Below are 25781 nucleotides of genomic sequence, written 5' to 3'. Positions count from 1 at the left end.
CTCAAGAACACCACTATGTACCAAAAAGTCACTTTCTCTATGTTAGCATGTTCACCCTGCTGTTGTAAGTATACGAAAATGCTCGAAAATGGTGAGACCGATTACGGTTTCCTTTCATAAAATAGACGCGAGAACTCCACAAGGGAGGGGAAGCCGCTTGAACCAACCCCTGCTCGGACTGATGACGACCGACCTGCCCGACCCTTTGCGAAAACAAAGTCTGTCGCCGACCTGGCTTCTGCTCGCCGAAGAAGGACGTGCGGCAGGCTGGCCGGTGCTGTTTTTCCACCCACATCATGTGCAGGCGGGCAGCAGCACGGTGCGCGGCTATCTGCTCGGGGAAAACGGCGCATGGCGGCACGGCACAGCGAAACTGCCGCAGGTGGTCATCGACAACGTGTTTGTGCATCTGGCGCGCACCGATGTCCGCTATGCGGCGACCAAGCGAACGTTATTGCAAAAAGGCGCCCAGGTCGTGAACCCGCGCCTGCCCGACAAGCGCGGGGTCTGGCGGACGCTGTTGCAATCGGCGGCAGTAAGGCCCCATCTGCCGGAGACGGCAGCGCTACAGGGAGCAGATGAAGTCGAGCGTTGGCTCGACCGGCATGAGAGCGTGTTTCTCAAGCCGGTGCGCGGCTCGAAAGGGCGCGGCGTGGCGCGGATCACGCACATGGCGGACGGGCGGTATGCGGTCACGGACGGGCGCGAACAGGTGCTGGGAGCTGCGGCGTTGCGGCGAATGGTGGCAGCCCGGCTGAAGCGGGAGAGGCACCTGATCCAGCAAGGGCTGTCCCTCATCGAAGTTGACCGGAGCAAGATCGACCTGCGCGTCGTGCTCTACCGCGACGGCACGGGAAACTGGCGTCCCGTCGCCACCGTGCCCCGCGTCGGCCAAACCGGCCAGGCGGTGACCAACCTCGCCCAAGGCGGCCGCACCGAAACGCTGGAGTGGCTGCGGGAAGAGCTGCGCAAACAACGCCTGACGATGCCGACCCGGGAGCAGATCGAGCAAGTCGCGATCTTGACCGCCGAAGCGCTCACGCCAATTCGTCCGACGCTTGCTTTTCTGGGCATTGATATCGGGATGACCACAGACGGTCGGCTCTACGCGCTCGACATCAACCCGCGTCCAGGCAGACAAGTGCTTTCTATGGAAGACAGACGAAATGCTTACAAATACCTAATCGGCTTTTGTAAGACCCTGCTCTGAACCAAGTAGCTGGAAGATTTGTGTTTCGGCATTGGACACCTGTCCGTGTGGCCGCTATAACTTGATTCGATCTGGAAGAAAAAACCGTTCCCGACTGGAGTCGGAGCGGTTTTTTTGTTATTCTTGCAGTATAGAAACGTTTGTTCGGAGGGGAAGAGTCATGGAGCGCACGATCTTGCATTTGGATATGGACGCCTTCTTTGCGTCGGTCGAGCAGCGCGACGCGCCGGAGCTGCGCGGCAAACCGGTGATCATCGGCGGCTCGGCAGACAGCCGCGGGGTCGTCTCGACCTGCTCGTATGAAGCACGCAAGTTCGGGGTCCGCTCCGCCATGCCGACCGCGCAGGCCAAGCGGCTTTGCCCGGACGGCATTTTCCTCTTCCCCAATATGAAAAAATACAGCCTGGTCTCCCGCCAGATGTTCTCCATCCTCGAACGCTACACCCCGCTGATCGAAGGGCTCTCCGTCGACGAAGCGTTCCTCGACGTCACCGGCAGCCGCAAACTGTTTGGCGACGGGGTGACGATCGCAAAGCGTCTGAAGCGCGAGATCCGCGAAGAGCTTGGCCTGACCGCATCGGTTGGCGTTGCCTACAACAAGTTTCTCGCCAAGCTCGGCTCCGATCTGGAGAAGCCCGACGGCCTCGTCGTGCTCACGCCAGACAACGTCGCCGCCCGCATCCATCACCTGCCGATCACCAGGCTCTGGGGCGTCGGCGCAAAGAGCTCGGAGCAGTTGCTCCGCCTCGGCTTGAAAACGATCGGCGATGTCGCGCACATGGACCTGAAACGCATGCGCATCCACCTCGGCGATTTTGCCGATCATCTCTATCTGCTCGCCAATGGCATTGACGACCGCCCGGTGGAAACGGAGCGCGAAGCGAAATCGGTCGGGCACGAAACCACGTTTGCCGAAGATGTCCGCGACACAGCTTTCCTTGAAGCCACCCTGCTCGGCCAGGCCGAAAAAGTCGCCCGCCGCCTGCGCCGCGCCGGAATGGAAGGGCGCACCGTCACCTTAAAACTGCGCTACGCCCCGTTTCGCACGATCACGCGCAGCCATACGCTCCCCCTGCCGACCAATCTGGAGATCGTCATCTACGACACGGTCAAGTCCCTGCTCGCCAAATGCGCGCTCACGGCACAGGACGCGATCCGGCTGATCGGCGTCTCCGTCTCCGGGCTGGGCAAAGAAGGCGAAGCGGCCGTACACACGCAGCAGCTCAGCCTGTTCGAAGAAGCCGCGCCGCTCGCCGCACCCGATCCCAGACAGCAGGAGCTGACCCGGGCGGCGGACAAGCTCCGCGATAAATTTGGCGAAAAGATCCTCACCCGCGCCCGCTTGATCAAGCGCGACGATTGATGACGCAACTTTTTTGCGTCTTTTTCTATTTACGTGTCACAAAAGCGACCCCGGCGGTTTCATACAGATAGAAGCACGCAGGAAAGGAGGCGCAGAATGGAGGGTACCGCACTTATGGCAAAACGCCCAAGTCCGCAGACGGCACTGCCGTTTCAGGAAGTGTTTACCGCCTATTATCCGCAGGTTGTCCGGCAAATCATGCGGATCACCCGCGATCAGGCCACGGCGGAAGACCTGGCGCAAGACGTGTTCCTCAAGCTGTACGATCAGGATCTGCAAGAGATCCACAATCTTGGCGGCTGGCTGACCCAAGCCGGCATCTACGCCGCCTATAACCACCTGCGCAGCGAGCGCAGGCGTGTCACCCGCGATGAAGGGCAGGACACTTCGGAACGATGGCTGGAGCCGTCGACCGAAGAGCGCTGGCTGAAACAGGAGGAGATCGAAGCGGTGCGTGAAGCGCTGATGTCGCTGGATGACCGCGACCGCACCTTGCTCCTGATGAAATACTCCGGCTACAACTATCAGGAATTGGCGGCAGCGACCGCCGTCGAGTCCGGCTCGGTCGGCACGCTGCTCGCCCGCGCCCGACGCAAATTCCGTGATCTCTATCAACGCAAAAGGGGGGCTGAACGATGAACCAATGTCCGCAGGAAGAACGTATCCAGAGCTATCTGGACGGCGAACTGTCCCGTGATGAACGCAAAGAGCTGGCACGACATCTCGATACTTGCACCCTCTGCACACAAATGCTGCTTGAGCTGAAGCGGCTCGCGGCGTGGAGCGACGTGTCGCTGCAGGAAAGCCTGTCCCCGCTCCCGCAGGAAGCAGAGATCGATGTCGAAGCGGCCTGGACGAAGTTCCAGACCCGTTTGGCCGCACCGGCCACCACTTTTGAAGAACCGCAAACAATCCCATCCCAACCGAAACGGAGCTGGTTTACCATGGCAAAAAAATATCAAAAATGGGCGGCAGGCGCTGTCGCAGCAGCAGTAGTAGTTTCCGCGATGACAATTCCGCAAGTGCAGGCAGCAGCAGGCGATCTGCTTTCGATCTTCCGCGTCAACAATTTTGAAGCGGTCAAGATCAACTCAGAAGAACTGCGCAGCATTGAACAGGTCTTCCACGGCACAGAAGGCGGCGAGAAGACGATCAAAGGCTTGGGTAAATTCTCGGTTGAGAAACCGATCGAACACCAAGGCTTCGAAAAGGCTGAAGACATGAAAGCGGCCGGCTACCCGGTCGTTCCGGCTCCGGAAGGCTTCGCATTTACCTCCGGCAGCTATAACCCGTCCTTTACCGTCCGCATGGAACTCGACACGGAGAAGGCAAACAAGATGCTGAACCAACTCGGCGCCGGCGTGCAGTTTGACAACAAGCTCAACGGCAAGACGTTCGCGCTGACCATGCCGGAGACGACCAACTATCATTTCTCCAGCGGGCCTTGGAGCTACTCGTACCAGGTGATCGGCTCGCTGCAGCTGGATGTGCCGGCTGACGTGGATGTGGAAGAACTGCGCCGCACCATCCTGTCCTCCCCGCTGATTCCGAGCGGCGTCAGCAAGCAGCTCGCCTCGATCAAAGACTGGAAGAGCACCTTGCCGATCCCGTTCATCGAGGGGCAAGACAAAGTGGAAGACGTGACCGTAGGCGGCCACAAAGGGCTGTTCATTCAATCGAACAACCATGACGGCGGCGCGCTGATCTGGGAGCAAGGCGGCAAGATCCACAACCTCGAATCCTACAACTACAGCGAGACCGATGAGGATCTGACGCAAAAGACCAAAGCGTTCCTCTTGGAAACGGCAAAACTGTACAACTAATCCAGCACGAACTTACAGATCGAAGACAAGGGCACCCGATACGACGGCTGCTCTTGTCCCGTTCTGTTTTGGAGAGGAGCAACTCGATGAATGACGCAGTGATCCAAACGTGGAATCTCACGAAGCAATATGACGGCAAAGCGGGCTGCAAAGACATCACGCTGACCGTGCCGCGCGGTGTGGTCTACGGCTTTCTCGGCCCGAACGGCGCGGGGAAAAGTACGTTTGTCCGCACGATGCTCGGCTTGATTCATCCGACCGGCGGCAAGGCCGAACTGCTCGGCCGCCCGATCGGCGATCATGAAACGCGGGCCCAAGTCGGCTATCTGCCTGAGCTGTTCCGCTATCAGGAATGGCTGACCGGACGCCAGCTCTTGGAGACGCATGCCGAACTGGCGAAAGTGCCGCGCGACAAACGGAAAAAGCGCATCGACGACCTGGTCGAGCGCGTAGGGCTGAACGGCCGGGAAAATGAAAAGATCCGCGGCTACTCGAAAGGTATGCAGCAGCGCATCGGTCTCGCCGCAGCGCTGATCTCTTCACCCGATCTGATCTTCCTCGATGAGCCGACATCGGCGCTCGACCCGATCGGCCGCCGCGAAGTGCGCGACCTGATGGCCGACCTGCGGCGGGAAGGCAAGACCGTCTTTCTGAACTCGCATCTCTTGTCGGAGGTGGAGTCGGTCTGTGACCATGTGGCGATCATCCACAAAAGCGAGCTGATCGTGCAAGGCGAATGGCGCAAACTGACCGAAGTGCAAGCGAAAGTTTCGATCCGCGCCGGCGGCATGACGCCTGCGGTCTGGGCCAGCCTCGACGGGATGGTCACCGGCTGGGAGCCGCTTGAATATCACCAGAACGACGGCACCGGGCGCTTCCTGCTGCACCTGACCGGGGAAGAACGGATTCCGGAACTGGTTAACACCTTGAGCCAGCGCGGCGTGATGCTCTATGAGCTGTTGCCGGTGCAGCCGCATCTGGAAGACGTCTTCATGTATTGGGTCAACCGAAAGGAGCAAGAGCATGTTCACAATCGCCAAGCTGTCATTTAAGGAGACGCTGTACAAGAAGATCTTTCTGATCGCGGTGCTGATGACGCTTGCGTTTCTCGCATTTTTTGGCGTTGCCAACCACTTCGCATCTAAAGACCTGACCGAAAACTTCAACTTCGCCGGGATGGATGTCGGACAAACGCTGCTCCAGAAAACGTTTTTGACGGTGCAAATTCTCTCGGTCGGCCTGTTTTTTGCGAACTTTATCACGATGCTGCTTACGATCCTGTCCACGGTGGGCTCCGTGTCAGCTGAGATCGAAAACCACCAGATCGACACGATCCTCGCCCGCCCGATCAAGCGCCGCGATGTGATCTTGGGTAAATTTATCGGGCTCGGCGGTTTGATGATGGTCTATTCCCTGTTCATTTTTCTCGGTGTGCTGTTGATGAACCGGCTGTTTGGCGGCTCGCTGGTCATGCATTTTGAAGCTTCTCAGATCATCAAGGGCGCGATGTACTTCATGTTGATTCCGCTCCTGGTGACGGCGATCGGACTCTGGCTGTCCACGCGCCTGACCACGATCAACGGCGGCATCATCATGATCGTGATGTACGGGATCGGCTTCATCGGCGGCTTTATGGAGCAGTTTGGCGTGATGTTTGGCAATCAGGCACTGGCCAACATCGGCATTCTCTCCTCGCTGGCCTTCCCGGTTGACTCGCTGTTCCGGTCGATGAACGTCCAACTGTTCGACATCGCCGACAACCCGCTGTCGTTCGCTTCGCAAGGGCTGTTCGGCAGCGCAAGCGCCCCGAACAAAGTCATGCTGTTCTACACGGTGCTCTACGGCGTACTGACGCTGGCTTATGCGGTGCGCAAATTCTCCAAGCGCGACGTGTAAGAGAATCGGACACACAAAAAGGCACTCTCCACGATGGAGAGTGCCTTTTTACTACGCTTATGCTTCGGTCGCTTGCAGGTGGGACTGGGACAGGCGCTTTTCTTTGATCTCTTGCAGGATGTCGGCAACGAAGTCATCGACCGACTTGCTGCCTAGGTCGCCCGCTTCGCGGCTGCGCACGGAGACGGAGTTCGTTTCCGCTTCGCGGTCGCCGACGACAAGCATGTACGGCACCTTTTGCAGCTGGCCGTTGCGGATCTTGTAGCCGATCTTCTCGTGGTCGGAGTCGACAGTCGCGCGAACCTCGTAGTCGAGCAGCTTTTCTTTGACCTGCTCAGCAAATTCCACGTGGCGGTCGGCGATCGCGAGGATGCGAACTTGTTCCGGAGCCAGCCAGGTCGGGAATGCGCCGGCAAAGTGCTCGATCAGGATGCCGATGAAGCGCTCGATGGAGCCGAAGATCGCACGGTGGATGATGATCGGCGCCTTCTGGCTGCCATCGCGGTCAACGTAGGACAGGTTGAAGCGCAACGGCAACTGGAAATCGAGCTGCAGGGTTGCGCACTGCCAGGTGCGGCCCAGCGAGTCGGTGACGTCGAAGTCGAGCTTCGGACCGTAGAACGCGCCGTCGCCCGGGTTGAGCACCCAGTCTGCCTTGATGTCGTTCAAGGTGCGCTCCAAGGTTGCTTCCGCCTTGTTCCACAGCTCGATGTCGCCCATGAACTCTTCCGGACGGGTCGACAGCTTCACTTTGAACTTCAGGCCCAGCGTGGTGTAGGTCTGTTCGAGCAGCTTCAGCACGCCCATGATCTCCGACTCGATCTGGTCTTCGGTGCAGAACAGATGCGCATCGTCCTGGCAGAGGCCGCGCACGCGCATCAGGCCGTGGACCGCGCCGGAATACTCCCAACGGTGCAGGCGCTCATACTCGGAGTAGCGGATCGGCAGGTCGCGGTAGGAATGCACGCCTTCGGAGAAGACGAGGCAATGCGCCGGGCAGTTCATCGGCTTCAAGCCGTACTCGGTGCCGTCCTGGTTCATGAAATACATGTTTTCTTTATAGAAGTCATAGTGGCCGGACTGATGGAACAGGTCGACCTTGAGCACTTGCGGAGTGTTGATCTCCTGGTAGCCGAGGCGCAGCTGGGTCTTGTAGGACCAGTCGCGCAAGGTGTTCCAGAGCACGCGGCCCTTCGGCAGCCAGAACGGGATCGCCGGGGACTCTTCGCGCAGGGAGAAGAGGCCAAGCTCTTTGCCCAGACGGCGATGGTCGCGCTTCTTCGCTTCCTCGATGCGGAAGATGTATTGGTCAAGCTCCTTCTGCGACGGGTAGGATACGCCGTACAGACGCTGGAGCTGTTTGTTATTTTGGTCGCCGCGCCAGTAAGCGCCTGCGATGTTGGTGATCTTCCAAGCCTTCAGCTTGCCGGTCGACGGCAAGTGCGGGCCGTAGCAGAGGTCGGTGAATTCGCCTTGGGTGTAGGCGGAGATCACTTCGTCTTCCGGCAGGTCTTTGATGATCTCTACCTTATAGAGTTCGCCGATGGAAGTGAAGTACGCAATCGCGTCCTCGCGGGACAGCTCTTTGCGTTCGATCGGGAAATCGGCGTCGACGATCTTCTTCATCTCCGCTTCGATCTTCTCCACATCTTCCGGCGTCAGCGTGCGCGGGGTGTCAATGTCGTAGAAATAGCCTTCGTCAAGCGTCGGGCCAACAGTCAGCTGCGCATCCGGGAACAGGCGTTTCACCGCTTGTGCCATGATGTGTGTCGAGGTGTGCCAAAACACCTCATGACCTTCTGTGGAATCCCAGGTCACGATCGCGATCTCTGCATCTTGTTTGATCCCATGCGAAAGATCCACGAGGCGACCGTCAACTTTTGCGGCAAGAGCTGCCTTGGCAAGCCCTTTGCCGATACTTGCAGCCACCTCTGCCGGTGTCACTTGTCCGCCCTCGTAAGAACGCACGCTTCCATCCGGCAAAGTAATGTTAATGGACACTGCTAACCCCTCCTAATCAGCGATCTGCCAACCTTTGTACATTCTTTTTATTATAGGGATCGCAAGCAAGCAATGTCAAGAAACGACAAGGGTTGACGACATTTTTGGAAATATATTACTTTCGTAAATCATAATTTACAAAAAACATTCGAAAAACCTAACAATTATGCATCCTAATCTAGTATAATGATGTCAGATTATCATCTTCTTAACTAGATTAGGGGGACACATTTCGCTATGAAAAAGAATTCGTTTAAGTTTGGCGCGATGGCGGTCGTCGCATCGCTGTTCGCAACTCTGGCTGCTCCGCAGGCAATGGCTGAGGGTGCAACCACCACTGCAGCACCGGTTGTAAAATCCGATATCCAACTCGCTCAAATGAAGGGTGCTGTCGTCGGTTACCCGGGCACCACCGATTTGAAAGCGGACAAATACGTCACCCGCGCAGAATTGGTTGCGATGATCAACAAAGCGCTCAAGCTGAGCAACGTGCAAGTGAAGAAGTCTTCCTTTAAAGACCTGGCTGCCTGGCAGTCCCAGATCGTTGAAAACGCAGTTGCTGCCGGCCTGATCTCCGGCGTTGGCAACGGCAAATTCGAACCGAACCGCGAAGTGACCCGCCAGGAGATGGCAGTCATCGTCGGCGCTTCGATGAACGGCGGCAAAGTTCCGACCGTGAACCAAAACGTCCTCAACTATTTCAATGATAAAGACACCGTCGCTGACTGGGCCAAGCCGTTCGTGGCGCAAACCACCATCGCCGGCGTGTTTGCTCCGAACGCAGAAGGCAACTTCAACCCGAACGAAAAAATGACCCGCGGCGAAGCGGCGAAAGCGCTGAAGTACCTGCTGTTCGACGTGCTGGACATCCTGTCCACCAACGACATCCACGGCAAGATCGAAGTGACGAAAGACACCCGCGTGAACAAAGACCAAGGCGGCATGGAAACCATCGGCGGCATCGTCAACGACTTCCGCTCCGTCAACCCGGACGGCACCGTTGTTGTCGACGGCGGCGACGCTTGGCAAGGCACCTTGATCTCCAACCTGTTCAACGGCGAATCGGTCATCGAGACGATGGAAGACATCAAGTATGACGCAATGGCGATCGGCAACCACGAGTTCGACTTCGGCCGCGACGTGCTGATCAACAACATCAAGAAGTCCTCCGTGCCGATCATCTCCGCAAACGTGATCGACGATGCGACCGGCAAGCTGGTCGACTGGACCAAGCCGTACGTGATCCTCGACAAAGGCGGCGTGAAAGTCGGCGTGATTGGCTTCTCCACCCCGCAGACCGAAACGACCACCAAGTCGACCAACATCACCGGCCTGTCCTTCCCGGACCCGGCTCCGATCGCACAAAAACTGTCTGCTGAGCTGAAGGCGCAAGGCGTCGACGTGATCGTCGTCACCTCTCACCTGCCGGGCGAACAGGCAGCAGCAACGAAAGAAATCATGGGCGAACTGGTTGACCTCGCAAACGGCACCGGCACCGGCCAGCTCGACGCAATCGTCGGCGGCCACTCCCACCAGCGCGTAGCAGGCATCGTCAACGGCATTCCGGTTGTTGAAGCTTCGCAGTGGACCTGGGCGCTTGGCCACATCCAGCTGTTCGTGGACAAGGACAGCAAAGACGTGGTTTCCTCCAACGCTGGCCTGCTCGAGACCTACACCAACCTGACCACCGGCGACGCAGAAGTCAAAGAGATCGTCAAAGGCTACAAAGACCAAGTGGCAGTGAAAGAAGCAGAAGTGCAAGGCGAAACTGCAACCGCTCTGTCCCGCAAATCGTACCGCATGGCGAAAAACGGCAATCAGGACCGCGACGGCGTAACCGCGCTCGGCATGTCCATCACCGACGCAATGCGCAATGCAACCGGCGCTGACATCGCCTTCACCAACGCAGGCGGTATCCGCGCTGACGTGGAAGCGGGCGAGATCACTTACGGCGAAATGTTCGCAGTTCTGCCGTTTGGCAACACCAACATGACCGGCACGATGACCGCTGAGCAAGTCAAGCGTGCAGTTGACGTTCCGGACAAATACTCCAACGTGATCGCGACCCAATGGTCCGGCATCAAGGTAGAATGGGACGGCACGCTTCCGAAAGGCAGCATGGTGACCAAGATCACCTTGCTCGATGGCACCCCGGTCTTCGTGGACGGCAAGTACAACACCGACCGCACCTTCAAAGTCACCACCAACGACTTCATGGCAACCGGCACCGGTGACGGCTACGTCGTCTTCGGCGAAGTGAAGGACTGGCAGCTCGGCGACGTGCTGCTCGACGCTTGGATCGCAGACGTCAAAGGCAAGACCTTGAACATCGCTCCGGACGGCCGCGACATCCGCACCGACTTGGACAAGGAGTAAGTTTCGATCAAAAAGAAGCCGGGAGCTTATGCTCCCGGCTTTTTTGCTGTTGCGTACACGAGATAGCGGTACTCCGTCTGGCGCAGGGCATCGAGCGGATAACAGCTCTCCAGCACAAGGCCGGGTCCGTTCATCGCGGCCACTCCGTCATCGACGTGGACGATGCGCGCGCCAGTCACAGCATAGCTGTACGTGCCTTCTCTGGTGGAGACCTGTACGGTGTCGCCGCGCTGCAGCTGATCGAGGCGGCGAAACCAGGTCGCATTGTGTGCGGCGAGCAGCGTGGTGCCGGACGTGCCCAGTTTGGCGCTGCCGGTGAAGCGGCCGACCGCGACGGAGATCTGCCTCTCCTCCGTGCCTTCGACGATCGGCGCCTGCAGCTCCAGGGCGGGGATGTGCAGGACGCCGAGCGGATCGGGGGCAGCAGAGGTCCCTTTTTCCGTGGGCGGAGTCTGTGCGGCCGGTTGGGCAGGCTCCGGCTCTTGCGGGAGATCTTTCGGTTCGGCCGAGGCGACTGCCTGTGCCTTGTGGAGCAGGTCACCTCCGACCGTGTCCGAGCGGTGGAAATAATACGGGATCTGCAGCAGCCAGACGGTGCCGGCCAGCAAGAGGATGACGCCGCTGATGGTGAGAATGCGCCGTGCGCTCATCTACGGCTTCCGCTTGCGTCGGGCCAGCAGAAGCAGCAGTCCGCCTGCCAGCAGCAGCGCGGCTCCCTGCAGCGCCGTGCCTGCGACCGCTACCCCGGTCTCAGGATCGGTGCCGCCGGGGATCTCGCCCGATGAAGGAGGCTCATGAGGCGGCTGCTGCGGCTGCTCCGGTTCCTGTGGCGGATCTACCGGCGGATCAGGATCAGGATCGGGCGGAGGACAGGTGCCCAGCTCCTCACAGGTCGGCGGTGGGCAGTTCCCTAACTCCTCACAAGTCGGCGGCGGGCAGTTCCCCAACTCCTCGCACGTCGGCGGCGGGCAGTTCCCCAACTCCTCACACGTCGGCGGCGGGCAGTTCCCTAACTCTTCGCACGTCGGCGGCGGGCAGTTCCCTAACTCCTCGCACGTCGGCGGCGGGCAGTTCTCTAGCTCTTCACACGACGGCGGCGGGTCTTCGATGGCGCGGGTCACCACCGTCACATCCATCTGCCCTTTGGCGCCTTGATAGCTGTTGCGGGCATCGATCGGCATGGCATAGGTATAGATGATATCGGCATGTTGATTGCGCTGCAAAACAAAGCTCGGCGAAGTCTGATCGGCAGAAAAGACCGGCACTTCGATCTTCACGCCCACCGGCACGCCAAAACGATTGCGAATCTGAATCGAATAGGAGATTTGCAGCGGATGGTCGTCCTCCGCAAAACGTCCAAAAATCGCACCTTCCAGATCGTGCCGGAGATAGACCCGCATCTTTTGCGAACCCCCGTTTTTCACGGTCAGCGACCCGTTTTCCACATCGCCCGGCGCCAGATTCCCCACATGCTGCGCCCCGGCGAAAATCGGCTCGGCCGACACCTCGACGGCCAGCGTCCTCATCTCCCGCTCCGGCGCGACATTCACCTGCGCCAAACTGGCCAGCGCAAACGTCCCCCCGGCGAGCAGCATGCAGACGAGCAGCACGAGCCCGGCCAACACCTGCAGTTTGCGGCCCTTCCCACTCCTCAACGTCTCCTTCACCTCCTCCGCACCCGTTCCGTCCCCGGCACGACTTGAGACTGCGACAACTCCCTGCCGCAGTCTAAGCCATTATAAAAACACAGGGGTGGGGAACTTCGATGCCGCTTAGTTGTGGGCGGACTGCTCCCACTTGGAGCCAAAGGTGAAGTAGACCGATTTGCCTTGGAACGAGTTGGGGTCGATACCCGAACCAGCAGGCGGTCTCAAGCCCATTTCCACCGTGTATGCCAAAAGCGTCGCTTCCTGCGGCTGCAGCTGGATCGCGAACGGCGAGGCGTTATACGGCGTGTTGACGAAGTTGATCAACGGCTGGTCATACATTTTGACAACGTTGAACAGGCGGTTGTCAACGCTGCTGTTGCGGTCGTTCAACCGCTCCAACAGGTAAGCGTTCACCGCGTTGAGCAGGCGCGCCACCTCTTCCTGACTTTCCAGATCGGCAGACGGGTTCGCCAAGCGCCAGATCTTGTAGCCTTCGTTGATGATGTCCATCACGAGGTCCATGTCGGTGCCGTCCATGCGGGTGAACGGAACGAAACCGCGCGTCGGGTCATACTCTTTGACTTCCCAGATCTTCACGCGCGACTGATTCGCAAACAGGATCGCATCGTTGTACGCCTGCAGGTCAGCCCCGGTCGAAGCGGCCGAGACCGGCTGGGATGCCGAGTTGGTCGGCAGGACGGTCAACGTTCGCAGCTTGGCGCCAAGCGTGCCGGTGTTTTCGAGGAACAGCCCGCGGGTGTGCTTGTCGCCAGGCGCCCATTCCCCGGTTGGCATCGCGCCAACTTGACCCGCGACCGACTGCGTATAGAACATCGGGCCTACATTTGGCACATCGTCGCGGTGTGACGTGATGATGACCGTGCCGGCCTGCACGTTGTTTTCGTTGCTGACCGAACTGCTGAACAGCGCGTAGGTCGCACCGCCAACCACAAGCGACGTTGCGAGTACGCCAGACAGGGCGAGCATCGCCAGTTTGTTCTTTTTCATGAGCTGAAGGCTCCTCTCAAGTGCGTTCAAATGAGGGAAAGGGTGATGTGTCCATCACCCTTTTGATGTTCCGCTCAGATTAGTTCCAAGCGATCGGGCCGTTGTTCGCCGCGTTGGTGTTGTTGCGCGCTTGCACCGCTTGCACCACCACGTTGAAAGAACCGGTGTCCGCCTGGTAGGAGTTATCTGCCGCCAGCGGGAAGAGGTAGCCGACATCAAACGTGGTGGTGCCGCCTGCCGGAACTTTTACCACATCTGCGTCCCAAGCGAGTTGCAGCGGAGTTGCTCCGCCAAACAGATCACCGGTGCGGGATGCGTTGGAAGCGGCTTGGTTGATGCGTACCCATGCATCGAGCGAGCCGTTGTTTTTCACCGTCATCGTCACCACGCCGTTGTCGCCAGGCGCCAGGTTGCTGAAGTTAACCGCTTGCGATGCGATCGGGCCGCCGGACAGGTCTTGCAAGGTCAGGGTGCCAGCGGTGAAGTTGTTGTTGGTGTTCGTCGTTTCAGCTGTGAACAGCGCGAAGGAACCTGCGCCAATCAGCGTTGCACCCAGTGCGGTTGTAACCATTGCCAATGCGATCTTCTTTTTCATAACAAACTTCCTCCTTTTAATGGACAGAGATATATGGTTGGTTTCCCGATCTGTCACAGAAGCGGAGATCCCCCTACCCCTCCTTGCAGATTGAGAAAACGTTTTACGCGTTGGATGTCTCCTGCTCTTGCTCTTGCTCCTGTTCCTTTTTCATCAGTTCGCGGAACAAGGAGATGATCGGGCCGGCGATCAGGATGACGCCTGGGATGATCAGCATGATGGCGAGGCCGATTTTCGTGGTCACCCAGTCGAAAAACAGACCAAGCATCGGAATGTGGAAGTTCGCGTAGGAGCCGATCACTTGCGCCTGGCGCACCGGTTCCGGGTCAACCGCTTCATTGGCATCCCCTTTGGTCACATACACCGGGAAGCTGTCTTCGATCTTCACTTCGAGGACGCGGTGGGTGATGATGATCGAAGAGTTTTCGGCCGAGCGGAAAGTGATCACGTCGCCAACCTCGTATTTTGTGTTCAGATCACCCGGTTTCACGGCGATCAGGTCGCCCGTCTCAAACACCGGGCTCATCGAGCCGGAGAGCACTTTCATCAGCGTGTGGCCAAACACTTTCGGTTCGCCGCCGGAGATCTTCGACGCCAGCACGAAATACAGGTTGAGACAGAGTACGACGATCAGGAAGCCGGAGATGATTTTGCCTGTGATGTTCATTGCCTTTTTCATAACAGTCCTCCTTGAGTGTGGTTATGCCAGGGCAGGAGGCGTTGTGGAGCTTTGCAGATGCAGGGCAGCGGGTGCCGGCATCGAGGAAAGCGGCGGTGCATACGAGACCGGCTCAGCCGGCGCGTTGTTCTCTTCTGGCGGCGGGTCCGGAATCTCCTCAGGAGCCACAACGGTGTTCTCCTCAGGCGGCGGATCGGGAATCTCTTCCGGGACCGCCTGGCCGTCATTGCCTTCGCCGTTGTTGTCATGCGGCTTGCAGTGCCCATACCCGTTGCCGGGCGGATGCGGCTTGTGATCGTCGCCGTTGCGGTGCGTCTCTTCCGCACAAAAATCGGCAGCCGCGCCGACGCTCGACGCATTGGCGACTTCCGCTGTGAACAGCGAATTGGTCAGCCGTGTATTCTCATGTCCCAGCAGGATCGTGGTCGAAAATGCGGTCATCGCGGTGACGGTGAGCATCCCCCACTGCTTGCGCTTTTCTTTGCGCAGGCGCCTTCCGCGTTCCAAACGCGTTTCTTCAATCGTTGACTCGATGACGTTCACCCCCTTCATCTCTCAGCCTCGCTGTCGTCTTACACCACTACCTTATGACCTATATAACGAACAAAGAACTACTCCTTTCGACCTATTTCCCTATTTATCGAACAAAAAGTCCTATATATCGACTCCGATCTCCTGCTACCTCGCGAAATCACACTTTATATCGAACAAATTCCTTCGATTTCTTAAAGGTTTAATTAACGTCTCTGGACTATATTTATAGAAGCCGACATAGGATAACTACTAGTCATACATGTTTACCGTTCGCTTGCGGGTTTGCTACAATAGAAGTGGGTGGAGATGAGGAGAAGGAGGGAGAGCATTGCTCGGGGCGAAGATACGACAACTTCGAAAAGAAAAAGGGTTGAGTCTTGGCGAATTGGCCCAGCGTGCCGATTGTGCGAAGAGCTACCTGAGCGACATCGAGCGCGGTGTCCGTGACAATCCATCGATCCAGTTCATTGAGAAGATCGCGTTGGTGCTGGAGGTGCCGACCGAATTCTTTTTAGATAAGAGCTACACCACAGCCGAAATGCTGGCCAGCGAACTGGCGCCGGAGATGGTGGAACTGGTCAAACAGCTCGACCTCGGCTGGCTGCAGCTGACCCAGCAGGCGGCGGCGAGCGGCTTGACCAAAGAGCAGTTCCAGGAGTTTATCGAATACGCGCGCTGGAAGGCCACACAAGCGTCCGGCGACTAAACCAAAACCGTTCATTTTGCCTTGGGCTCGTGTAGGCAAAAAGGAGCGGTTTTTTTGGTACTTTTGGTCTATGAAGCTGTCCGGCTCCATAATCTTGGTAACGGTAGTACCGCCAGGCGTCAAAGGTAAACCATGTGAAAACATGGGACACAAAGCTTCGGGCCTTAGGTGGGGAAGATGTGGGGTCATCCTCACGATGGCAGCCGGGCTGCCGAAACAGCTGGTGTTTCGCAGAGGGACTTAACGTTTCAACAGGGGTAGGGGGAACGGAACGCCAATGCAAATGCCCGCATTTCTCACTCGCTTCACCATGAAGCAGCAGCTTGTTGAACCGGAAGCGGTCAACAAGGTGATCAGCCCGCTCACGGTGCCGGCCCTGTTACGGATCGGCCAGCAGCCGCAAAGTCCGGCCTTGCTCGTGACGATGCGGCACCAAATGAAAGAGCCGATCTCCTGATACCAGGAGACCGGCTCTTTTTTCATTTTAAAAGTCCGTTCGTTTTATCGGTTGTGGCGCAAGTCGAGCGCTGCACGCACAAATTCGCGGAACAAAGGCTGCGGACGGTTTGGGCGCGAGGTGAATTCCGGGTGGAACTGCGACGCGACAAACCACGGGTGATTCTTCAGCTCCACGATCTCGACCAGACGGCCGTCCGGAGAGGTGCCGGAGAACAGGAAGCCTTGCTGCTTCATCTCTTCACGGTACTCGTTGTTGAACTCGTAACGGTGGCGATGGCGCTCATAGATCAGAGATTCGCCGTACGCTTCGAACGCTTTCGTGCCCGGCTCCAGCTTGCACGGATAGAGGCCGAGGCGCAGCGTGCCGCCGAGATCCTCGATGTCCTTTTGCTCCGGCAAGAGGTCGATGACCGGATGCTCGGTCAGCTCGTTGATCTCGCTGGAGTTGGCATCGTCATAGCCCAGCACGCCGCGCGCATACTCGATGCAGGCCACTTGCATGCCAAGGCAGATGCCGAGGAACGGAACGTTTTTCTCGCGGGCATAGCGGGTCGCGATGATCTTGCCTTCCACACCGCGATCGCCGAAGCCGCCCGGCACCAGAATGCCGTCCGCGCTGCCAAGCAGCTCGTCCACGTTCTCTTCGGTGACTTCTTCTGCCGGAATCCAGTCGATGTCGATGTTCGAATCGGCTGCAAACCCGGCATGGTGCAGCGCTTCCGCCACCGAGATGTACGCGTCGCGCAGCGCCACATATTTGCCGACGAGGGCGATCTTCGTCGTGTGCTGCAGGTTCTTGACCTTGTTGACCAGCTGAATCCACTCCGACATGTCGGCCGGCGGAGTGTTGAATCCGAAATGGCGAACGACGAGATCGTCGAGGCCTTCTTCCTGGAACATCAAAGGCAGATCATAGAGCGTGTCCGCATCGCGGGACTCGATGACCGCATCCGGGTCGGTGTCGCAGAACAGGGCGATTTTGCGCTTCACATCGAGCGAGAGCGGCATCGTGGTGCGGCAGACGATGATGTTTGGCGTGATCCCGATCGAGCGCAGTTCCTTGACGGAGTGCTGTGTCGGCTTGGTCTTCATCTCGCCCGCTTTGCCGAGGTACGGCATCAGCGTGACGTGGATGTACATGACGTTGTCACGGCCAACATCCGACTTGATCTGGCGGATCGCTTCGAGGAACGGCAGGGACTCGATGTCGCCGACCGTGCCGCCGATCTCCGTGATCACCACATCGGCCGAGGTGTCTTTCGCCGTGCGGAACACGCGCTCTTTGATCTCGTTGGTGATGTGCGGAATGACCTGCACCGTGCCGCCGAGGTAGTCGCCGCGACGCTCTTTGGCGATGACCGACGAGTACACTTTCCCCGTTGTGATGTTGTTGTTCTTCGACAGGTTGATGTCGATAAAACGCTCGTAGTGGCCGAGGTCGAGGTCCGTTTCCGCCCCGTCGTCGGTGACAAACACTTCGCCGTGCTGATACGGGCTCATCGTGCCCGGGTCGATGTTGATGTACGGGTCAAATTTCTGAATCGTGACTTTCAGACCGCGATTCTTCAAAAGGCGTCCGAGAGACGCTGCGGTGATCCCCTTGCCTAGCGAAGATACAACGCCGCCTGTGACAAAAATGTACTTAGCCATGCCTTGCTGTGCCCCCTATGTACTGCGTGGTTAGTATGTAGTTTCCACAATCCGTTTCCTAAAATACCTTTAGTATCTTAGCCTTCCGTTTCCATGTTGTCAATAGAGGACCAGCAAAAAGAGCCGCGCCCTTTTTCAGGTTCGCGGCTTTGTTCGTTATATCGGTTAGCTTAAAAATCGTCTTCGTCTTCTTCGTACGTATCGAGGTCTTCCTCTTCTTCCTCGGCCTCTTCCAGCTCTTCGTCTTCGAACTCTTCGTCAGCGGCCGCCTCTTCATCGCCGTCTTCGGCAGCAGCATCGACGTCCTCTTCGGCATAGTCGCCAAAGGTGTCGTCTTCATCGATCTCTTCCTCGAAGGAATCGTCTTCATCATCGTAGAAGTCGTCGTCTTCGTCCATGTCTTTGCGGACGAACTTCTTGCCGGTCGCAGCTTTCTCCGGAGCGGCTTTATCGGTTGGGTACCAGCGCTTCAGGCCCCACACGTTGGCGCCGATGCAGACAAAGCGGCCGTCGATGTTGATCTCGGTGTACAGGCGCGCGATCACTTCGTTCACCTGCTCCTCCGAGAAGCCTTTCAGACGCGCCAGTTCCGCCATCAGATCGCGAAAATGGTACGGCTTATTGGTCGTGCGCAGTACTTGATAGGTCAGGTCGACAAGAGACAGTTCCGCAATTTGCTGCGGCGAGAGATGCAATGCTTGTTCGGACAAGGCCAGCACTTCCTTTCCGTTTCAACGATTCATTTTCAGCACTTCAAATTCAGCACTTCATGTATGTACAAATTCAGCACATCCTGCAGTGAGCGAGTCCAATACTCTAGTCTAGCCACCAACAGGAAGAATATTCATCCGAAAACAGAGAGCAAGACCGATTATAGCACAAATATTGCACAAGGTAAAAGGGGGTGCTCAAAAAACTTGGGCATACTACCTCCAACGAGAACCAAGGAGGCGGAAACATGCCTGCAGATATCGTCTGGTCCTATGTCGGAATCGCTCTCGCCGTCGCAGCGCTTGGCGGCGCGACGATCTGGTGGATGTATTCCAAGTATAGCCGAAAAGCCAAATAACCGCTCACAAAGCGCCAAAAGCCACCCCTCGCGACGGGGTGGCTTTTTGGCGCCGGACTTACTTGGTTTTATTGTATTTCGCGACGAGTGCGAGCCAATATCCAACACGCGACCAATACTGCTCGATTTCCTTGATCCGCAGTTCGTGACATTTCTCGAGGTTGTACTCTTGAATGTCGTTCAAGTTAAAACCCACTTTTGCATTCCCTCCCCTTGCCTTACCGGTACCGGCTGACGATATACCTTATGTCGAAGGGAGGGAGATGTGAACGGCTTTACTAAAGTAAAACAATTCGGAAAATAAGTAAAAATAAAAAAACCCTCTCAGACGGAGAAGGTTTTTTCGGATGTCCCCGGTGATCGACCCGATTAGGACGGGGATACTTGGGACGAAATCACAGCAGACGCTACCATGACAACAACAGAGATGAGCATAAATCCTGCCAGGCCCATTTTGCGCTGCTTGATCATAGATACCATGGTGAAAACGCTCAGTACAGCGAAGACCAGGAAAACAAACGCGATGGAATACGGATGGAGCGTCATTCCTTCGAACAACATCATAATCTGTCACCTCTTAACTTCAGATGATGAAAAACAACGATACCAAAAGGCATACCAATAGAAGAGACCGTACCACAGTCTATTTTATTATAATGAACAACTACATGTTGTGTCAAAACGGGGAACTTTATGTATTTCCGGTGAACAAAAATTTCCCAAACGCACAGAACAAAAGGCATCTCCAGCGATCGGAGATGCCGTTGTTGTTGTACGCGATGTGTGGGTTAGCTGCGTCGGCCGCCACGGCCGCCACGCTTCGATTCATGACGCTTGAGTGCAGACAGACGGTCTTCACTCTCTTTGATGAAACGAGCTACCTTGTCTTCAAAGTTCAAACGGCCTCCGCCGCCGCCCTGTTGACGACCACCGCCGCGATTGCCGCCGCGAGGTCTGTCACCGCCGCCACCTTGCGGACGGTCGGGACGAGGAGGACGATCGCCGCCGCGGTTGAAGTCGCGCTTCGGTCCAGGTGCTGCCTGGCCGGGCTGCGGCTCTTTCGCCTGGCGGATCGAAAGGCCAATCTTGCCGTCTTTGTCTACATTGATGACTTTGACGGTCACTTCATCGTTGACTTTCAGATGATCGTTGATGTCTTTTACGTAGGTGTCTGCAATCTCCGAGATGTGCACGAGACCTGTAACGTTGCCGGGCAGTAACACGAATGCACCAAAGTTGGTGATGCCGGTTACTTTCCCTTCCAATTTGCTGCCCAATTCAATGGCCATGTTCGAGAAAGCTCCTCCTTAAGGGTGAACACAAGTTTCCAACTAAAATTATAACGAGAGAACCCCAATATATCAAGAAGGGAGAAGTTTACTGTTTCGGTTGCACGAACAGGGTTTCTCCATCTTTGACCATCAGGTACTTCTTGCGGGCCAGTTCTGCGATGTAATCGGGATCGTTTAATTGCTCAATTTTGGCTTTCAGATCCTGATTGGTCACCTTCATCTGCTGAATCTCCGTGCCCAACTGCTGCTGATCCTGTTGCAGCCGGTCGATGTCAGGTGCCTGCACGAAAAAGAACACATAGCCGGCCCAGGCGAGAAAGGCGAACAGGAACAGGTTGCGGATGTTCCATTTTCTCCGCGGAGAGGTCTTTTTCTTCTTCTCCGGTTCCTGCTGCATGGGCAAGACTTTGTTGCGAGCCGGTTGCTTCATGTGTTCTCCTCCTGTTCATCAGCGCTTCGGCGGTTTGGTAGTGTCGTTTTCGTCCTCATCTTTGTCGACTAACCAATTCGCCACAGCACGCAGAAATCCTTTCCATTTTCTGCGCGCCTGACCGCTAAATTTTCGAACAGGAGCCAGCCAGGTGTTGACTTTTTTGCGCAAAGGTTTCAACACCGGTTCGATCAACGGTTGGACCGTCCATCCATATAGTGTGCGCCCAAGCCAGGAGACCATGCGCAGCAGGGGCTGAAACGGCCACAGGATCATGCGCTCGATGCTTTGCGCCAGACGGTCGATGATCCGCCAGAAGCCGACCAGCGCCGTCCAGAGCCAGACGAGCGGCCCGATGACGGTGAGCAGGAAAAAGCGATACAGCATTTTCATAAAATACGTAATCGCCAGCACCATTCTGACAGTGCTGCCCACCACCAGTTTACGCAGGAGCAGCCGATAAAGTACGAGACCGATCCCAAGCAACAAAAAGACGTATAATCTGACATCGGCGTGATTCGCGCCATGCAGCGCCCAGAGCACGAGCAGGAGGGCGAACACCCAAAACGCAAAGTCGAGCACCGGGCCCAGCCAGCGCAGGTATTTCCACTCCTGCAGGATCGTCCGGTAGACGTCATAAACGGCACCGAGCACGGCGCCGCTTAGACTCATGGCCAGTATGGTGAGATACTGCATCTGCAGGCTCATCTCAGTCTCCCCTTTCCCGTCTCCCTAACGGAAGAGTTTGCTGAAAAAGCCTTTTGCCTTCTCACCTGCTGACATCCCTTCGTCAAAGTACCCCATGTCAAAGATCAAGCCTTCAATCGCCACAATCCCGTTTTCCAGGTTCAGCGTTTTAATGTGCAAATTTTCTCCGCGAATGGCCAGGAAGCCGTACTGCGTCTTCAGGACGAACTCCTGAGCGTCAAAGCTCTCGACGTTGAGCACGCCGGTCACCTCAAGGTTCTGCCTGTTGCGGAGGATGACTTCATGCTGCGGGTAATTTTTGTTGCGCAAACGTTCATCAGGCATCGACTGTTCCTCCTCATAACTCCTTTGGTACAATCTATGCGAGGGGTCGTCCTCCTAATACTAAAATAAAAGAGCACCGGACTCGAAATTCGAATCCGGTGCTTCTTACGTATTTCTACGCTTCATCCTCTTCGTCGTCGTCGTCCAGGTCGGGCTCGCCCGAACGTTTCGTCTCGGAAAGGATCGTATACATCTGGGCAGCAAGGTCCTTTTTCGCAGATTCCTGCAGTACCTCGACACGCGCTTCCACGATCTTCTGGCCGAACGTGACGGTCAGCACGTCACCTGCCGTGACGGAGGTGCTTGCTTTGGCCGGGCGTCCGTTGATCGAGATGCGGCCCTGGTCGCAAACTTCTTTGGCCAGGGTGCGCCGCTTGATCAGGCGGGACACTTTGAGGAATTTATCAAGGCGCATGAATTACTTCGTCGCTTCCTTCAGCTTGTTGCCCGGTTTGAATGCCGGAACAACCGACTCCGGAATGGTGATCTCAGCGCCGGTCTTCGGGTTGCGGCCGGAGCGAGCTGCGCGCTTGCGGGTTTCAAAAGTGCCGAAGCCGATCAGTTGTACTTTGTCGCCTGCTGCCAGCGCTTCTTCGATCGTTTCCAAAAAGCTGTTAACCGCGAGTTCTGCATCCTTCTTTTTCAGGCCGGATTTTTCAGCAACTGCGGTGATGAGTTCAACTTTGTTCATGGTGAAAATGTGCCCCTTTCCAAAAGCCAATGGTGTTTTGGGTTATAAATTCCAAGTGGTATTTCGTGCTGGCTTTGCGAAATTCCTGCAACCGCGCTTAAATTTGCCGAAAAGACGGTAAATCTAGCGGTTTTTGGCCTCGTTCCACAGGCGGTCCATTTCCTCCAAGGTGCTGTCTTCCGGGCTTTTGCCCTGTTCACGCAGGCGTGCTTCGATGTACTGGAAGCGATCACGGAACTTCCGGTTGGTGCCGGCGAGAGCTTCTTCCGGGTCGAGGTCTAAGAAACGCGCCAAATTGATCATCGCGAACAGCACATCGCCAAATTCGTCAGATTTGTCGGTCGTCTCTTGTAATTCATTTATTTCTTCTTTGACCTTGCTGTATACATCGTGGATGTCATCCCAGTCAAACCCAACCTTGGCGGCTTTTTTCTGGAGTTTCAAGGCGGCGGTGACCGCAGGCAGCGAACGGGGCACATCGTCCAAGATCGACTGCGGGACCTCGCCTTTTTCCTCTTTCTCTTGCGCCTTGATCTCCGCCCAGTTCGCGACAACCGCTTCGGCGGTGTCCGCTTCCATCCCGCCGCCAAAGACGTGCGGATGACGGCGGATCATCTTGTCGGACACAGAGCGGATCACTTCGTAGATATCAAACGTTCCTTCTTCGGCGCCGATCTGCGCGTGCAGCACGATCTGCAGCAGCACGTCGCCGAGCTCGTCGGCGAGCGCGTACGGGTCATCCTGATCGATCGCGTCAGCCGCTTCGTACGCCTCCTCCAGCAGGTATTTGCGCAGGGACTGGTGGGTCTGCTTGAGATCCCACGGGCAGCCTGTGTCGGGGTCGCGCAGGGCTTTGATGATCTCGACGAACTTCCACAGTTGGCGATTGACGACCGCTTCTTCCTCTGTCTTCGGCACATAGAGCGAGGTGAGGTGATCGATGAAATCCAGCCGGTCGAGTTCATACAGCGGCACGGTGACGACTTTTTCCTCGCCGGGGACGCCGATGGCACGGACGACGGTCACTTCGTACTCGTCGCTGTACTGCTCCATCAGGGTCAGCTTGATGTCGGACGCCACGTCCTGCGAGTAGACCTGCATGATCACCGTGTGCAGGCTGGGGTTGAGCTGGCGGGGCAGGAGGCTCGTCCCGTCGAGCAGGAGCATCCCGTCGGCCGGGTCGACGCCAACTGCGACCAGCAGGTCATCGAGGAAGGAGTGGCCGGGGCCGATCACGACCTCCACGCCGGCCGCTTTGCCCTGGCGGCGCAAGTTCTGCACGGTCGTCTCCGCCACGCCGGGATGGCCGGGTACGGCGTAGACGATGTGGCTTTTTTCCAGAGCCTCTTTTAAAAGATGCTCCGTGATGCGCTGATACACGTCTGTGAAATTTTCCGCCTGCTCATAAAAGTGGTCAAGCGCAGCAAAGACGATCCCCTTTTGCCGGAGATCGTCCACGACCGGATGGCGTTCGGTGCGGAAATACACCGCACCGCCAGTCCGCTGTTGTTCTTCTAAAATTGTATAAGTACCGAGGGGCAGCCCGCTCCATGCACCGGGGCCAAGCCCTACGACTGTCACTTTTGCCATCGTTTTCATTCACTCCTTGCCGCTGTCAGCGGATCAATCCAAGTTTCGAGAACAGGGTGGTCAGCTTCGGTCCGACCTTGGGGATCGACATCGTGTCCTGACGGGTCACAGAGCCGGTCACCATCAGCGCCACCGTATAGACCAGCGTCGCTGCTGCGATCGCCCCCAGCGCCACCGCTGCGGCTGCCATCCGCTCCGAGTCGAGCTGCTGTGCCAGATACGGCCACAGCTCGCGCACGATAGAGTAGGCGGCCACCGCCATGAAAAAGGTGGCGAGCAGCGGGCGGAACAGCATCGCGCGCAGATCGAACACCACGCCGGTGCGGCGATACAGGCTGTACAGGTTCATCATCGTTGCCAGCAGGTAGGACGCCACCGTCGCCAGAGCCGCTCCGTTGATGCCCCAGATCGGCACGAGCAGGAAGTTCAGCCCAAGCTTGGCAAGCGCTCCGATGAACAGGTTGCGCACCGGGATGTAGACGACGCCGATCCCTTGCAGGATCGAGCTGGTCGTCAGCTGGATCGACGAGAACAAGGTCGCCGCCGCAATCGCGATGATCGCCTGCGTGCCTTCGGTGTTTTTGAACAGCATGATGTCGATCGGCGCGGCCAAGAGAGCCAGCCCGACCGAAGAGGGCAGCGCGACCAAGACGGTCATTCGCATCGCCATCTCCATGCGATGGGCGACGAGACGGTTGTTTTTCAAGGCAATTGCCGCTGCGATCGCCGGGAGCAGCGCCGTGCCGATCGCCGACGCGAAGGTGGTCGGGAGCAGCATCAGCTTAAAGGCGCGCCCGGTGAGCAGCCCAAACATCTCGGTCGCCTGCTGCTGGGAGTAGCCGCATGCTTTGAGCAGGTTGACGACCGTCACCACGTCGATGTTGTTCATCAGCGGGACGACAAGCGCGCCAAGCGAGATCGGCAGGGCGTACCAGCAGAGCTTTTTGATATGTACCCAAGTCCGCTGCGGCGGAACTTTGTTTTTAAACCTGACATCGTGGCGGAACAGCTCGCGTTTGCGCCAGGCGTAGACGAGCAGGATCAGGAAGCCAAACACCGCGCCGGTAAACGCGCCAAACGCCGCCCCGGCTGCCGCGTGCGCCTCTGAATAGCCCCAGCGCAGCAAGATCACCGCGGCGGCGAGAATCGTGCCGACGCGGATAAACTGCTCGGTGACCTGCGAGATCGCCGTCGGCTCCATGCGCTGCCAGCCTTGAAAATAGCCGCGAATCGCGCTCATGATCGGCACGACGAGCAGGGCGGGGGCAATCGCTTTGATCGCCAGCGCTGCATCGGTGTCGCCAAACCAGACGGCAAATTGGTCTGCGCCAAAAAAGAGGATCAGGAAGCAGACGATGCCGGACGCGGTAAGCAGGACAGATGAGACCCGGAACACTTTTTTTGCACCTGCATAATCGCCGAGGGCAATATGTTCGGCGACAAATTTGGAAACGGCGACCGGAAAGCCGGCCGTGGACAAGATCAGCAGCGTCGAATAGATCGGGTAGGCCATCTGGTACAGGCCGATGCCGCGGTCGCCGATGATGTTTTGTAAAAAGATCGTATAGACAGATCCCAGCACTTTGGACAAGATGCCGGCGAGTCCCAGCACCAAAGCCCCGCGCAGGAACAGGTTCTTTTCCGTCATCTGCGTCTCCTCCCTAAGTATACCATTTCTTTCTAAGGTATGAAGGGAAGGGACGAGTTAGGACACCTCGGGGGACAAAC

At 57.2% G+C, this 25781-nt stretch carries 28 protein-coding genes and 1 riboswitch; of the genes, 9 read left to right on the top strand and 19 right to left on the bottom strand.

The window, feature by feature from the left end:
* Nucleotides 1-157 precede the first annotated feature (157 nt).
* The 6 genes from CBW65_RS07890 (at nt 158) to CBW65_RS07865 (ending at nt 6292) form a co-directional block, all read left to right on the top strand.
* Nucleotides 158-1210: a YheC/YheD family endospore coat-associated protein gene (locus CBW65_RS07890; RefSeq protein WP_157721836.1), complete on the top strand. Its 1053-nt coding sequence runs from the start codon at nt 158-160 to the stop codon at nt 1208-1210.
* 31 nt (nt 1211-1241) lie between these two features.
* Complete coding sequence (dinB, locus tag CBW65_RS07885; protein WP_332457834.1) at nt 1242-2573, top strand: DNA polymerase IV; 1332 nt, start codon at nt 1242-1244, stop codon at nt 2571-2573.
* 114 nt (nt 2574-2687) lie between these two features.
* Nucleotides 2688-3212 (top strand): RNA polymerase sigma factor SigX, encoded by a 525-nt coding sequence (locus CBW65_RS07880; RefSeq protein WP_232463466.1) that lies wholly within the window; start codon nt 2688-2690, stop codon nt 3210-3212.
* A complete protein-coding gene (locus CBW65_RS07875; RefSeq protein ID WP_087456398.1) occupies nt 3209-4396 on the top strand; it encodes an anti-sigma factor family protein in 1188 nt (395 codons plus the stop codon). Before CBW65_RS07880 ends, CBW65_RS07875 begins: the two co-directional genes overlap by 4 nt.
* 86 nt (nt 4397-4482) lie before the next feature.
* A complete protein-coding gene (locus tag CBW65_RS07870; RefSeq protein ID WP_087456397.1) occupies nt 4483-5448 on the top strand; it encodes an ABC transporter ATP-binding protein in 966 nt (321 codons plus the stop codon).
* Nucleotides 5420-6292: an ABC transporter permease gene (locus tag CBW65_RS07865; RefSeq protein ID WP_087456396.1), complete on the top strand. Its 873-nt coding sequence runs from the start codon at nt 5420-5422 to the stop codon at nt 6290-6292. Before CBW65_RS07870 ends, CBW65_RS07865 begins: the two co-directional genes overlap by 29 nt.
* A gap of 57 nt (nt 6293-6349) precedes the next feature.
* On the opposite strand, the gene thrS is transcribed toward CBW65_RS07865, so the two are convergent.
* Complete coding sequence (gene thrS, locus CBW65_RS07860; RefSeq protein ID WP_198299786.1) at nt 6350-8293, bottom strand: threonine--tRNA ligase; 1944 nt, start codon at nt 8291-8293, stop codon at nt 6350-6352.
* Nucleotides 8294-8530: 237 nt separating this feature from the next.
* Here thrS and CBW65_RS07855 point away from each other — a divergent pair, with 237 nt between their 5' ends.
* Nucleotides 8531-10669, top strand: coding sequence for a 5'-nucleotidase C-terminal domain-containing protein (locus CBW65_RS07855; RefSeq protein WP_087456395.1), 2139 nt, complete (start codon nt 8531-8533; stop codon nt 10667-10669).
* 26 nt (nt 10670-10695) lie between these two features.
* Here CBW65_RS07855 and CBW65_RS07850 read toward each other — a convergent pair whose 3' ends face one another.
* The 6 genes from CBW65_RS07850 to CBW65_RS07825 form a co-directional block, all read right to left on the bottom strand.
* Entirely contained in the window at nt 10696-11319 is a 624-nt protein-coding gene (locus CBW65_RS07850) for a class D sortase (RefSeq protein ID WP_087456394.1), read from the bottom strand.
* A complete protein-coding gene (locus CBW65_RS07845; RefSeq protein ID WP_087456393.1) occupies nt 11320-12324 on the bottom strand; it encodes a hypothetical protein in 1005 nt (334 codons plus the stop codon).
* A gap of 117 nt (nt 12325-12441) precedes the next feature.
* Nucleotides 12442-13326 (bottom strand): TasA family protein, encoded by an 885-nt coding sequence (locus CBW65_RS07840; RefSeq protein WP_087456392.1) that lies wholly within the window; start codon nt 13324-13326, stop codon nt 12442-12444.
* A gap of 79 nt (nt 13327-13405) precedes the next feature.
* Nucleotides 13406-13921, bottom strand: coding sequence for a TasA family protein (locus CBW65_RS07835; protein WP_087456391.1), 516 nt, complete (start codon nt 13919-13921; stop codon nt 13406-13408).
* A gap of 103 nt (nt 13922-14024) precedes the next feature.
* Nucleotides 14025-14600 carry a signal peptidase I gene (locus tag CBW65_RS07830; RefSeq protein ID WP_087456390.1) on the bottom strand — a complete coding sequence of 192 codons (576 nt, stop codon included), beginning with the start codon at nt 14598-14600 and terminating at the stop codon, nt 14025-14027.
* Nucleotides 14601-14621: 21 nt separating this feature from the next.
* Nucleotides 14622-15152, bottom strand: coding sequence for a hypothetical protein (locus tag CBW65_RS07825; RefSeq protein ID WP_087456389.1), 531 nt, complete (start codon nt 15150-15152; stop codon nt 14622-14624).
* Between the two features lie 310 nt (nt 15153-15462).
* Here CBW65_RS07825 and CBW65_RS07820 point away from each other — a divergent pair, with 310 nt between their 5' ends.
* Together CBW65_RS07820 and CBW65_RS07815 are read left to right on the top strand one after the other, a co-directional pair.
* Nucleotides 15463-15840, top strand: a complete 378-nt coding sequence (locus CBW65_RS07820; RefSeq protein ID WP_087456388.1) for a helix-turn-helix domain-containing protein — start codon at nt 15463-15465, stop codon at nt 15838-15840.
* 114 nt (nt 15841-15954) lie between these two features.
* A riboswitch (cyclic di-GMP riboswitch) is annotated at nt 15955-16056 on the top strand.
* Between the two features lie 61 nt (nt 16057-16117).
* Nucleotides 16118-16297: a hypothetical protein gene (locus CBW65_RS07815; RefSeq protein ID WP_087456387.1), complete on the top strand. Its 180-nt coding sequence runs from the start codon at nt 16118-16120 to the stop codon at nt 16295-16297.
* A 44-nt stretch (nt 16298-16341) separates the two neighbouring features.
* Here the strand turns inward: CBW65_RS07815 and CBW65_RS07810 are convergent, their stop codons facing one another.
* From CBW65_RS07810 to CBW65_RS07760, 12 genes are all read right to left on the bottom strand, one after another.
* Complete coding sequence (locus CBW65_RS07810; protein WP_087456386.1) at nt 16342-17949, bottom strand: CTP synthase; 1608 nt, start codon at nt 17947-17949, stop codon at nt 16342-16344.
* Between the two features lie 170 nt (nt 17950-18119).
* Nucleotides 18120-18659, bottom strand: a complete 540-nt coding sequence (gene rpoE, locus CBW65_RS07805) for a DNA-directed RNA polymerase subunit delta (RefSeq protein ID WP_087456385.1) — start codon at nt 18657-18659, stop codon at nt 18120-18122.
* A gap of 417 nt (nt 18660-19076) precedes the next feature.
* Nucleotides 19077-19214 carry a hypothetical protein gene (locus CBW65_RS24150; protein WP_157721835.1) on the bottom strand — a complete coding sequence of 46 codons (138 nt, stop codon included), beginning with the start codon at nt 19212-19214 and terminating at the stop codon, nt 19077-19079.
* A gap of 173 nt (nt 19215-19387) precedes the next feature.
* A complete protein-coding gene (locus CBW65_RS07800; protein WP_087456384.1) occupies nt 19388-19582 on the bottom strand; it encodes a hypothetical protein in 195 nt (64 codons plus the stop codon).
* A 224-nt stretch (nt 19583-19806) separates the two neighbouring features.
* Nucleotides 19807-20307: a S1 domain-containing RNA-binding protein gene (locus CBW65_RS07795; protein ID WP_087456383.1), complete on the bottom strand. Its 501-nt coding sequence runs from the start codon at nt 20305-20307 to the stop codon at nt 19807-19809.
* 88 nt (nt 20308-20395) lie between these two features.
* Nucleotides 20396-20740 (bottom strand): FtsB family cell division protein, encoded by a 345-nt coding sequence (locus CBW65_RS07790; RefSeq protein WP_087456382.1) that lies wholly within the window; start codon nt 20738-20740, stop codon nt 20396-20398.
* Between the two features lie 18 nt (nt 20741-20758).
* Nucleotides 20759-21448, bottom strand: a complete 690-nt coding sequence (gene yabQ / locus CBW65_RS07785) for a spore cortex biosynthesis protein YabQ (protein ID WP_087456381.1) — start codon at nt 21446-21448, stop codon at nt 20759-20761.
* A 24-nt stretch (nt 21449-21472) separates the two neighbouring features.
* Nucleotides 21473-21772 carry a sporulation protein YabP gene (gene yabP / locus CBW65_RS07780; protein ID WP_087456380.1) on the bottom strand — a complete coding sequence of 100 codons (300 nt, stop codon included), beginning with the start codon at nt 21770-21772 and terminating at the stop codon, nt 21473-21475.
* Between the two features lie 115 nt (nt 21773-21887).
* On the bottom strand, nt 21888-22187 hold the full coding sequence (locus tag CBW65_RS07775) for an RNA-binding S4 domain-containing protein (RefSeq protein WP_087456379.1): 300 nt from the start codon (nt 22185-22187) through the stop codon (nt 21888-21890).
* Nucleotides 22188-22190: 3 nt separating this feature from the next.
* Complete coding sequence (locus CBW65_RS07770) at nt 22191-22463, bottom strand: HU family DNA-binding protein (protein ID WP_087456378.1); 273 nt, start codon at nt 22461-22463, stop codon at nt 22191-22193.
* Between the two features lie 123 nt (nt 22464-22586).
* Nucleotides 22587-24053 carry a bifunctional methyltransferase/pyrophosphohydrolase YabN gene (gene yabN, locus CBW65_RS07765; protein WP_408646537.1) on the bottom strand — a complete coding sequence of 489 codons (1467 nt, stop codon included), beginning with the start codon at nt 24051-24053 and terminating at the stop codon, nt 22587-22589.
* 25 nt (nt 24054-24078) lie between these two features.
* Complete coding sequence (locus CBW65_RS07760) at nt 24079-25701, bottom strand: putative polysaccharide biosynthesis protein (RefSeq protein ID WP_087456376.1); 1623 nt, start codon at nt 25699-25701, stop codon at nt 24079-24081.
* Nucleotides 25702-25781 lie beyond the last annotated feature (80 nt).

Origin of the sequence: Tumebacillus avium (assembly GCF_002162355.1) — a bacterium.
GTDB lineage: Bacteria > Bacillota > Bacilli > Tumebacillales > Tumebacillaceae > Tumebacillus_A > Tumebacillus_A avium.
Note: the sequence above shows the minus strand (reverse complement) of the source record. Positions and strands in the feature narration are given on the sequence as shown.

Coding starts and splice junctions, on each gene's coding strand:
- CBW65_RS07880 (WP_232463466.1), top strand. CDS start 2,688: ATGGCAAAACGCCCAAGTCCGCAGACGGCACTGCCGTTTCAGGAAGTG.
- CBW65_RS07875 (WP_087456398.1), top strand. CDS start 3,209: ATGAACCAATGTCCGCAGGAAGAACGTATCCAGAGCTATCTGGACGGC.
- CBW65_RS07870 (WP_087456397.1), top strand. CDS start 4,483: ATGAATGACGCAGTGATCCAAACGTGGAATCTCACGAAGCAATATGAC.
- CBW65_RS07865 (WP_087456396.1), top strand. CDS start 5,420: ATGTTCACAATCGCCAAGCTGTCATTTAAGGAGACGCTGTACAAGAAG.
- CBW65_RS07855 (WP_087456395.1), top strand. CDS start 8,531: ATGAAAAAGAATTCGTTTAAGTTTGGCGCGATGGCGGTCGTCGCATCG.
- CBW65_RS07850 (WP_087456394.1), bottom strand. CDS start 11,319: ATGAGCGCACGGCGCATTCTCACCATCAGCGGCGTCATCCTCTTGCTG.
- CBW65_RS07840 (WP_087456392.1), bottom strand. CDS start 13,326: ATGAAAAAGAACAAACTGGCGATGCTCGCCCTGTCTGGCGTACTCGCA.
- CBW65_RS07835 (WP_087456391.1), bottom strand. CDS start 13,921: ATGAAAAAGAAGATCGCATTGGCAATGGTTACAACCGCACTGGGTGCA.
- CBW65_RS07830 (WP_087456390.1), bottom strand. CDS start 14,600: ATGAAAAAGGCAATGAACATCACAGGCAAAATCATCTCCGGCTTCCTG.
- CBW65_RS07825 (WP_087456389.1), bottom strand. CDS start 15,152: ATGAAGGGGGTGAACGTCATCGAGTCAACGATTGAAGAAACGCGTTTG.
- CBW65_RS07815 (WP_087456387.1), top strand. CDS start 16,118: ATGCAAATGCCCGCATTTCTCACTCGCTTCACCATGAAGCAGCAGCTT.
- CBW65_RS07810 (WP_087456386.1), bottom strand. CDS start 17,949: ATGGCTAAGTACATTTTTGTCACAGGCGGCGTTGTATCTTCGCTAGGC.
- CBW65_RS07800 (WP_087456384.1), bottom strand. CDS start 19,582: ATGATGTTGTTCGAAGGAATGACGCTCCATCCGTATTCCATCGCGTTT.
- CBW65_RS07795 (WP_087456383.1), bottom strand. CDS start 20,307: ATGGCCATTGAATTGGGCAGCAAATTGGAAGGGAAAGTAACCGGCATC.
- CBW65_RS07790 (WP_087456382.1), bottom strand. CDS start 20,740: ATGAAGCAACCGGCTCGCAACAAAGTCTTGCCCATGCAGCAGGAACCG.
- yabQ (WP_087456381.1), bottom strand. CDS start 21,448: ATGAGCCTGCAGATGCAGTATCTCACCATACTGGCCATGAGTCTAAGC.
- yabP (WP_087456380.1), bottom strand. CDS start 21,772: ATGCCTGATGAACGTTTGCGCAACAAAAATTACCCGCAGCATGAAGTC.
- CBW65_RS07775 (WP_087456379.1), bottom strand. CDS start 22,187: ATGCGCCTTGATAAATTCCTCAAAGTGTCCCGCCTGATCAAGCGGCGC.
- CBW65_RS07770 (WP_087456378.1), bottom strand. CDS start 22,463: ATGAACAAAGTTGAACTCATCACCGCAGTTGCTGAAAAATCCGGCCTG.
- yabN (WP_408646537.1), bottom strand. CDS start 24,053: ATGGCAAAAGTGACAGTCGTAGGGCTTGGCCCCGGTGCATGGAGCGGG.
- CBW65_RS07760 (WP_087456376.1), bottom strand. CDS start 25,701: ATGACGGAAAAGAACCTGTTCCTGCGCGGGGCTTTGGTGCTGGGACTC.